Source organism: Pseudorhodoplanes sp., assembly GCF_050250235.1.
Taxonomy (GTDB): Bacteria; Pseudomonadota; Alphaproteobacteria; order Rhizobiales; family Xanthobacteraceae; genus Pseudorhodoplanes.
Window position 1 is genome coordinate 1 of sequence record NZ_JBFWPA010000192.1, and the last position, 8682, is coordinate 8682.

General features: G+C 55.9%; 7 protein-coding genes. 3 read left to right on the top strand and 4 right to left on the bottom strand.

The genetic code is table 11. The features are described from left to right. Positions 1-356: 356 nt before the first annotated feature. Positions 357-659, bottom strand: coding sequence for a hypothetical protein (locus AB7F49_RS35770; protein ID WP_428531544.1), 303 nt, complete (start codon positions 657-659; stop codon positions 357-359). Between the two features lie 774 nt (positions 660-1433). Between AB7F49_RS35770 and AB7F49_RS35775 the strand changes: the two genes are divergently transcribed. Both AB7F49_RS35775 and AB7F49_RS35780 read left to right on the top strand, forming a co-directional pair. Then, positions 1434-2579, top strand: coding sequence for an LLM class flavin-dependent oxidoreductase (locus AB7F49_RS35775; protein WP_428531547.1), 1146 nt, complete (start codon positions 1434-1436; stop codon positions 2577-2579). A gap of 293 nt (positions 2580-2872) precedes the next feature. Beyond that, positions 2873-4423 (top strand): ABC transporter substrate-binding protein, encoded by a 1551-nt coding sequence (locus tag AB7F49_RS35780; protein WP_428531550.1) that lies wholly within the window; start codon positions 2873-2875, stop codon positions 4421-4423. Between the two features lie 284 nt (positions 4424-4707). On the opposite strand, the gene AB7F49_RS35785 is transcribed toward AB7F49_RS35780, so the two are convergent. The 3 genes from AB7F49_RS35785 to AB7F49_RS35795 are packed head-to-tail and all read right to left on the bottom strand — an operon-like array spanning position 4708 to position 7873. Next, positions 4708-5853 (bottom strand): LLM class flavin-dependent oxidoreductase, encoded by a 1146-nt coding sequence (locus AB7F49_RS35785; RefSeq protein ID WP_428531553.1) that lies wholly within the window; start codon positions 5851-5853, stop codon positions 4708-4710. A 35-nt stretch (positions 5854-5888) separates the two neighbouring features. Continuing rightward, positions 5889-6662 carry an enoyl-CoA hydratase/isomerase family protein gene (locus tag AB7F49_RS35790; RefSeq protein ID WP_428531556.1) on the bottom strand — a complete coding sequence of 258 codons (774 nt, stop codon included), beginning with the start codon at positions 6660-6662 and terminating at the stop codon, positions 5889-5891. Positions 6663-6691: 29 nt separating this feature from the next. Next, complete coding sequence (locus AB7F49_RS35795; RefSeq protein WP_428531559.1) at positions 6692-7873, bottom strand: CaiB/BaiF CoA transferase family protein; 1182 nt, start codon at positions 7871-7873, stop codon at positions 6692-6694. Positions 7874-7914: 41 nt separating this feature from the next. Between AB7F49_RS35795 and AB7F49_RS35800 the strand changes: the two genes are divergently transcribed. Continuing rightward, the gene (locus AB7F49_RS35800) at positions 7915-8070 is read left to right on the top strand and encodes a hypothetical protein (RefSeq protein ID WP_428531562.1); all 156 of its coding nucleotides are present in this window, start codon (positions 7915-7917) and stop codon (positions 8068-8070) included. Positions 8071-8682 lie beyond the last annotated feature (612 nt).

Sequence of the window (8682 nt, forward strand, 5' to 3'; positions counted from 1 at the left end):
GCTAAACATCGGACAGATGGTATAAAGAACGGTTGGTGACGCTTCGATCTTGGGAAAATTGTTTACTGCGTCGTTCATGACGCCTCTGCGAGCGTTGGAAAAGACGCGTGATCTAAGCGCGCTCAGAAATCTTCGTCAACACGCCCGCGACGTTTAAGTCATCTTGGTCGGAAAACACCATCCGAGTCTGAGCTGCAGTCAGCTCTTGGCTCATGGGTGCTTCGATGAATCCTGACGAAACCAGAGTCACTGAAACGTCGCGCCACCAAACTTAGACCTGCATCAATCCTAAAACAAAGCCCGCCGGGACTTCATGTCCGGGCGGGCTGTTTAGCTTCGTTTCGTGACGATCTATATCAGGGGCAGAACCATACCGGTCCGACGATGACACATCCGCGCGTCTGCCAATCGCGAGGGCGGCTGCCGTAGCGCCGCCAGCCGTGCGGGGCGCTATGATAGCGCCCACCCGGCCGATAATGATGACGACGAACATTACGATGACGATCGTTGCGATAATGCTTGTATTGGGCGAGCACGACGGCCGAATCTGTTGTGTAGTCGAGGTTCTTCGCCGCTGAAGACGGCAGCGCCGAAGCCGGAGAGAACGCCGCCGTTAAAGCAAGCAACAGCGTCGGAATGATATAACGAATCAATTTCATGACTTCTCCATTTAATTGAGCCCATTCTTTTCCGGCCGAAAAGCGTCAGATTTATGTCTGCGGATCCTGATCTGGTGCTGCCAGACAAAAATGACGCGCAAGAATCTTGGTTCACTTCATCAGTTCTGCTGAAGAACTGGACAACGATGTGAACGCGAATGCTCCGCTCCGCGGCAAGTTGCAACAATGGTGACCTACCTAGAAATTATAAACTAAGTCGTTCCACGGCATGTTTAGCAGAAATCTTGCTGCACTCTCTGTATTCACGCGGAATCCGTGCAGCGAGCAGACGTAATTGCGCGACATGGAACGGCGCAACCGGTTTCGGGACACTCGGATTCGCCTCCGACTTCGTTTAGCGTAATTAGCCGATGGTGGCGGAACGAGGCGTCTTCCAACACCTTTGCCATCAACGGGTTGATAAATTGAGAGCGAAGTTGTGCACGCGCGACGTGCTATAGCGGCGATTACCAACAAGATCTCTGGTGGCGACCGCACGCAGAAATTCAAAGATGTCCGGATCGCGGCGCAGGCCCTGCGAACCTCGAAATCGTTGTCAAAATTAATTGTATACCTTTACATACAATGCATGTTCCGTCAAATTGTCACGGGAAATGCTGATCTGCGACACGTCGTGAAGAAAATCCGTCTTCGGATAAGATGTTGAGTTCTACCGCTCACAGGGCATTCTTGATGCCGTGAAGCGGATTGTTGTCAAAGAAACGGGGCCCCAAGGTGACGTCTTGTGAGGCGAGATCACAGCAGGAAGAACTGATGCGCTTCGACACGACGGCCTACAGACATTACGGGGACATGCACTATTCTCGCCGCTGGGATTTACTGGTCGAGGAATTTCGCGAGCAGGCACTCCTTGCCGAAGCGGTCGGCATGACGACCTTCTGGCAGTCGGAGCATCACTTCGGGGGCGGCATCGACGGATGGAATAACGGCCCTCCCAATCCTATCCTGCTCAGCATGGACGTGGTGTCGCGCACCAAAACCTTGCGTGTGGGCACCGGCGGCGTCGCCCTCCCCGACTGGAATCCCCTGCGTCTCGCCGAGGATCTTGCCGTGCTCGATATCGCATCGGGCGGACGCCTCGATGTCGGCATCATGCGCGGTGCCAGCCGGCGCACCAATATCCAATTCTTTCCCCCGAAGCGCGACGCGGCGGCAGCCCAACGCGCGTTCGAAGAAGTCCTCGATATTCTCATCAACGCCTGGAAGGATGCTCCCTTCAAGCACAAGGGCGAGTTTTATGAATTTCCGGTTCCGGGCTGGGTGGAAACCCATGAAGTTCTGAACAAGGACCCACGCTATTACGCGCCCGACGGCACCTATATCGCGCTGGCGGTTCATCCCAAGCCGGTGCAAAAACCCCATCCGCCGTTGATCGTTCTCGGCGATTCCGTCGTCACGCACGAATTCTCGGCGAAACACGATTTACCGATCATGTGTTACGCGCCGTCCATGAGCGCGATCGAGCAGACCTGGACCGCCTATCGGCAAACCTATGCCAAGACGCACGGATTCGAGATTACGCCGGGCGAGAACCTTGCGATCATGAAGCCGACTTATGTTGCATCGACCATGGAAGAGGCCATCGCCCATACGAGACCCGGAATTAACGCGCTCTTCGGCCGTTCACCTTTGTCGATGGCGGGCCGGAAGAAATATCTGCCGGCCGGACAGGATCCCACCGATCAGGACATGCAGGACGACTGGTTCGATTTCTTGCATCGCCACGACATCATTCTTGTGGGCTCGCCCGACTATGTTTCGGAGAAAATCGAGGTTCTTCGGCGGCGCTTCGGCTGTCAGCACCTGGCCCTGTTCTCCAATATGCCCGGTCTTACGCGCCGCCAGTGCCTGGATCACCTTGCTTTGTTCGGTCATAAGGTCATGCCGCGGTTTCGTTAGGATCTGCTCTGGGTTGTCATTGCCTGCAGCTGCCGCCGTGGGCGATCTCGCGTCTTGGCTAGAAGGCCATTTGCATCTGACATCTTGGCGTCCACCCGCCTGGGGTGCGTCAAAGATGCCGCCTTGACGCCTCGCGGTCCGTTGATAGGCTGCAAGTGTTTGTATACAAATGTCTTCAAAAGACGGAGCTAGAAGAAAATGCTCATAGGCGCAGCCGGATAACAGTGCGCGACGTTAAAAGCGTCGTCATCTGCGGCGCATAAGGTCAAGGAGCGCGATAAGGGAGGTTTGCAATGATCGTTGATCACGATCCGAATAATGTCACACGTCGACGTTTCATGGGCGCCACAGCAGCTTTGGGCGCCGTACCGCTGCTCCCGCATACCGCGCATGCGCAAGCCCCGGAACCCAAACGCGGCGGCCGGCTTCGGCTCGGTCTCGCCTCAGGCGGTCCCAGCGACACACTGGATCCGGCAAAGCTCATCGATGCCTGGCAGCAGAACATCTCCTATCAAACGCGCAATTCGCTCGTGGAATTGCTGCCCAGCCTACAGGTCGGTCCGGATCTCGCAGAATCCTGGGAGCCGTCGGCGGACGCGAAGACATGGGTCTTCAATCTGCGCAAGGGGGTGACCTTCCACAACGGCAAGACCTTCGGTGCGGACGATGCGATCTTCTCGATCAATTATCATCGCGGCACGACATCGGGCGGGGCCGGCTTTGTCGCCAATATCGAGGACATCAAAGCCGACGGGCAATCGAGATTCATCGTCAAGCTGAAAGTCGCCGACGCGGATTTTCCGGCGGTTCTCACCGAATACCGGCTCATGGTCATGCCGGATGGCGAGACCAATCCAGGCTCCGGAATGGGAACGGGCGCATATGTCCTGCAGACATTCGAGGCCGGCGTCCGCGGATTCACCAAGCGCAACCCGAATTACCACCGCAGCGATCGCGCTTTTTTTGACGAAGTCGAGACGCTCTGCATCAATGAAACCAATGCGCGCACCAACGCATTGCTGAGCGGCCAGGTCGATGTCATCAACAGGGTCGATCTGAAAACCGTCAAGCTGCTGGCTAACAATCCGGCGCTTTCGATCCAGAACGTTCCAGGCTTGAAGCAGTGGAATATCTGCATGCTGACGCAGACACCGCCCTTCGATAACAACGACGTGCGGCTGGCGTTGAAATATGCGATCGATCGCAAGCAAATTCTCGAGAAAATTCTCAACGGTTACGGCGTTGTTGGCAATGACAACCCGATCACTCCAAACCACCGTTTCTTCGATGCAAACATTCCACAGCGCATGCCCGATCCCGACAAGGCGCGCTTCCATATCCGCAAGGCAGGTATCGAAAATCAACCCCTTGAAATGGCTGCGGCCGAACTCGGATTCGACGGCGCCGTCGACGCGGCGGTGCTGTTCCAGTCGGATGCATCCAAGGCGGGCATCAACATCAAGCTCAACCGGCTTCCGATCGACGGCTATTTTGCGAATATCTGGCGGAAGAGATTCTGCACGTCTTTCCGCTCAAGCCGCGCGACCGAGGATTTGACCTTCACGCTGATCTTTTCCGAAAAGTCATCGAGTAACGACACACAGTTCAAGAACGCGCATTTCGAAAGCCTGCTGCAATCCGCCCGAGGCGAACTCGACGAGAAGAAGCGGCGGACCACGTATAGCGAGATGCAGCGGTTCATATGGGAGGAAGGCGGCCTCATCGTCCCGATCTGGATCAATCACATCGCGGCCACGACGTCCAAGGTCAAAACACCCGCAAAGATCTCCGGCGCCTTCGAAATGGATGCGCATCGCAATGCCGAGCGTTGGTGGTTTGGCTGAGGCCGTCGCCATCGCGTGCTCCAGGCGCGATGATCGCGGCACCGGTCTTGAACGCAATGCGATCAGCGATGCTTATGATGTCCTGTCGAAATGCTCTGCCGCCGAGCAGGGGGCACGTGCACTCGACCGATTTCAGCACGCGTGCGATCGCCTCGATCTCGAGGCGGCTTTCTCCAGAAGTGCCGCTGGGGAGCCGTCGTAACGGCCTCGGTCGCTTATCTCCGAATTTTACCGCTCATCCAACTCAAGAATCATCCGCAATTCATCTGCTGCAGATGAAACCGTCAGTTCTGAAACCGAGGCATAACTTTGTGACCAAACAGCGCGAGGTGATCCAGACACTGGCGTTGAGTGAGCCCGGGTATATTCGAGAACAATGAATAGTGCTGGCAGCCGAAACGATCCCGCAGAACTTCGAGCCGCTCAGAAACATAGTCGGGCGTTCCGACAAGAATGATGTCATGGCGATGTAGGAAATCGAACCAGTCTTCCTGCATGTCCTGAGCCGTGGGCTCCTCACCGGGGCGCAGATATTTCTTACGTCCTGCCATTGACAGAGCGGAACGGTTGAAGAGCGCATTGAGGCCGGGCTTCGCATCGGCAATCGCCTGCTCCATGGTCGGAGCGACATAGGTCGCCTTGGTTACGGAAAGGTTCCTGCCCGGCGCCTCGGCTCCGTGCGTCTTGGCATAAGTCTGCCGATAGGTAGTCCAAGTTTGATCGAGCGCGCTCATGGAGGGCGCGTAGCTCATGATCGGCAAGTTATAAGTTGCGGCAAATTCGTGCGTGGCAATGGAATCGCCGAGAACGATCAGTGGCGGATGAGGCTTCTGCACCGGCTTTGGATGAACCGCCAGCGCGATATACGTGCCGTCCGGCGCATAATAGCGTGGGTCCTTGTTCAGAACCTCGTGGGTTTCCACCCAGCCCGGAACCGGAAACTCATAAAATTCGCCCTTGTGTTTGAAGGGACCGTCCTTCCAGGCGTTGATGAGGATATCGAGGACTTCATTGAATGCGCGTTGGGTCGCTGCAGCATCGTGCTTTTGTTGAAAGAATTGAATGTTGGTCCGCCGGCTGGCGCCGCGCATGAGACCAACATCGAGACGGCCCCCGGAAGCGATGTCGAGCACGGCAAGATCCTCCGCCAAACGAATTGGATTCCAATCGGGAAGCGCCACACCGCCGGTTCCGACACGCAGTGTTTTGGTGCGCCCTACCAGATCCATACAAATCAAGACCGGATTGGGAGGACCGTTATTCCATCCGTCAATACCCCCTCCGAAATGATGCTCCGATTGCCAGAAGGTTGTCATGCCGATTGCTTCGGCAAGGAGTGCCTGCTCGCGAAACTCCTCAACGAGCAGGTCCCAGCGCCGGGAATAATCCATGTCCCCATAATGTCTGCAGGCCGTTGTATCGAAACGCATTGTTTCTCTCCTGCTGATGATCTGATTTGCGAGGATTATCGCCCAGTAAAGATTGGCTTTCTTTTCTGCACGAAAGCCTCGCGCCCTTCCGCATGATCCTGGGTCGCGAGTAGATGCAACTGGGTCTCGATTTCGCCCTGAAGCATTCGATCCAAATCATCGCCGGCGTTCAAAAGGGCGAGCTTGGTCTGTGCAACCGACAGAGGGGCGATGTCCCCAAGATGCTGCGCCTGCCGCAAAGCCAGATTCTGCACATCACCTTCGTCCGCAAGGGCGTCAGCCAAGCCGATACGATGCGCCTCAATGCCGTCCACGGGGTTCGAAGTCAGCATCATCCGCTTCGCCGGGCCGGCTCCGATCTTTTGCGGCAACGTCCACAACAGACCAAGATCTGGAATGAGTCCGACTTTGCCAAAGGCACTGCACATCTTCGCCGAAGGCTGTGTGATCAACAGATCGCAAGCGACTGCAAGCGATAGGCCCGCGCCGTAAGCATACCCGTCAACGGCGGCCACGACCGGCTTTGGCGACGTCAGCAGCAATTTGATCAGACGGTGCGCGGCCATCAAGCGGTCACGCATGCTGGAAGCCGATGCTGATCCCAAGGCCCGCACATCGCCGCCGGCGCAGAACGTGCCGCCTGCACCCCGCAAGACGATGGCGCGGCACGCCTTGTCGCTCTGCAGCGCCAACATCGTTTCGTGCAATTGTTCGCGCAATTGCGCGCTGATCGCGTTGCGAACTTCGGGCGCGCTGATGGTCACAATCGTGACCGCTTCTCTCCGCTCCGTCAGGATGCGTCCATCCATGCTTTGTCCTTCACACGCGTCACAGTGCTTCAGTTAAACGCGGGAGCGAACGTCTTCAGATAAGAGGCGATAGCATCGTTGCTATGCCCAAGTTCGAGCAAAATTTCCCGCGTGTTTTCGCCGAGGCGCGGAGCATGTAGCCCTTTCGTGACAGGCGATTCAGAAAAATCCAGTGGAAATGGCGCCGCTCTCAACCGGCCTTCCGTCGGATGATCGGAAAATTTCCAATAATCAATACTGCTGAGATGAGGATCATCTAATAGTGTTTCGAGGCTGTTCACCTGCGCCATTGGAATATCGGAATTCTTGAACAGGGCGATCCATTCGGCAGTGTTACGGGTGGCGAGAACCTTTATAAGTTCGCCCATCGTGACTTGATAGTTCTTCTGCCGGGCCGGATAATTTGCAAAAGCCGGATGCGACATCATCTCCGGACGCCCCAGCCGTTCGAAGAACACGCGCCAGTGCTGATCCGTATAGGGAAGAAATGCGAGAAACCCGTCCTTTGTCTTGTAAGGCCGTCGCGTGCCCGCGCGCACGCTGTCGTAGCCAAGCGATGCGATTGGCGGTTCGAAGACATGACCCCACAGATGCTCGACGAGATTGAAGCCCACCATTGTCTCAAACATCGCAAGACTGACTTCCTGTCCTTTACCGGTGCGCTCACGATGGACGAGGGCGGCGGCGATGCCGAGCACCGCATGCACGGCACAAATCTTGTCCGTGACGGAGGTTGGAATGTATCGCGGTTCACCCGCGACCGCGCTTTGCAGCGACGCCAGACCTGAAATCGCTTGAATGATGTCATCGAGGGCAGCCTGCCCGGCATATGCGCCCTCGTCAGCGTAACCCTTGAGATGACAATAGATCAGCTTCGAATTGTATTTCGACAACGCGGCGTAGGACATTCCTAGTTTCTCGGCGGCGGCCGTGCGGACCGAATGGATGATCACGTCCGCGGTTTCGACTAGACGCCGGAAGATCTCCCGCCCTTCCGACGTCTTCATGTCCACGATAATACTGCGTTTGTTCTGATTACAATTAAGGAATAAAGCCGTCATGCCGGACGAACGATGCGGACCAATCGCGCGCGTCAGATCGCCGCCAGGCGCCTCAACCTTGATGACGTCTGCGCCCATCTGACCGAGATACTGAGCTGCCAGCGGTCCCATGATGATTGACGACGCATCGAGAACGCGGATGCCGGACAATGGTCCACTCACAGTCAAAGCCCGCCCGGACTGGAGAAATCTTGCGCTCTTCGATCCATGACAGCGGCCTGCTAAAAGGTCTGCAAATTAAAAATCACGCCAAAGGAGCGATGGAAAAAAGCTCTCAAGCACCGAAGCCCGCGATGGATAAGTTTTGCGCCATGCAACCTCGTCTGACACCGCACCTCCGGCGCTGATTACGAGCGAGTGCTTGTAACAGTATAAGATCAAATTATTTATGCAAGAATTTTGTACACAAATGGATACACCAGTTGATAGTGCTGACAAAAGCCGCAGAAAGCGGACGAACTACGCGATTTTCCCAAAGCAGGCGGCCTGTCCATAGAAGCTTTGGCAACCCGGATTGTTAGACGCCACCAGAGTTCCATCAGGGTAAGTATGGGCGCGCGCTATACCCATTTTGATTCCAAGGAGACACTGCTCGGCATGATTTTACATACGGTCGCCGAGTCCGTCCGTGGGGATGTGTTGGCTGCTCTCTGCAGAGATTCAGCCCAACAGCCGCGCAAAGTTTGAATTTCGAAATTCAGAGACTTCCAGCGTCGAACAGAAGCGCCCGGACTGCGGGCTCTTCAGTCGACAATCTAAGACTTCCGGTCGAGCTTCAATTGCTTGGCTGGGGCGAGGTTCCAGATCGAGCCGGTCTGGTCTCTGGCCAATTCCCCGCTATCAGGAAATTTTTCGGGGAAAAGTTCGAATTCGACCTTTTGACGCGACCTGAATGGTCTTCTTTACCCCTGAAATCAGTGATTAAGACTGCAATTCTCTGCTATAGATCGGAAGAGCAC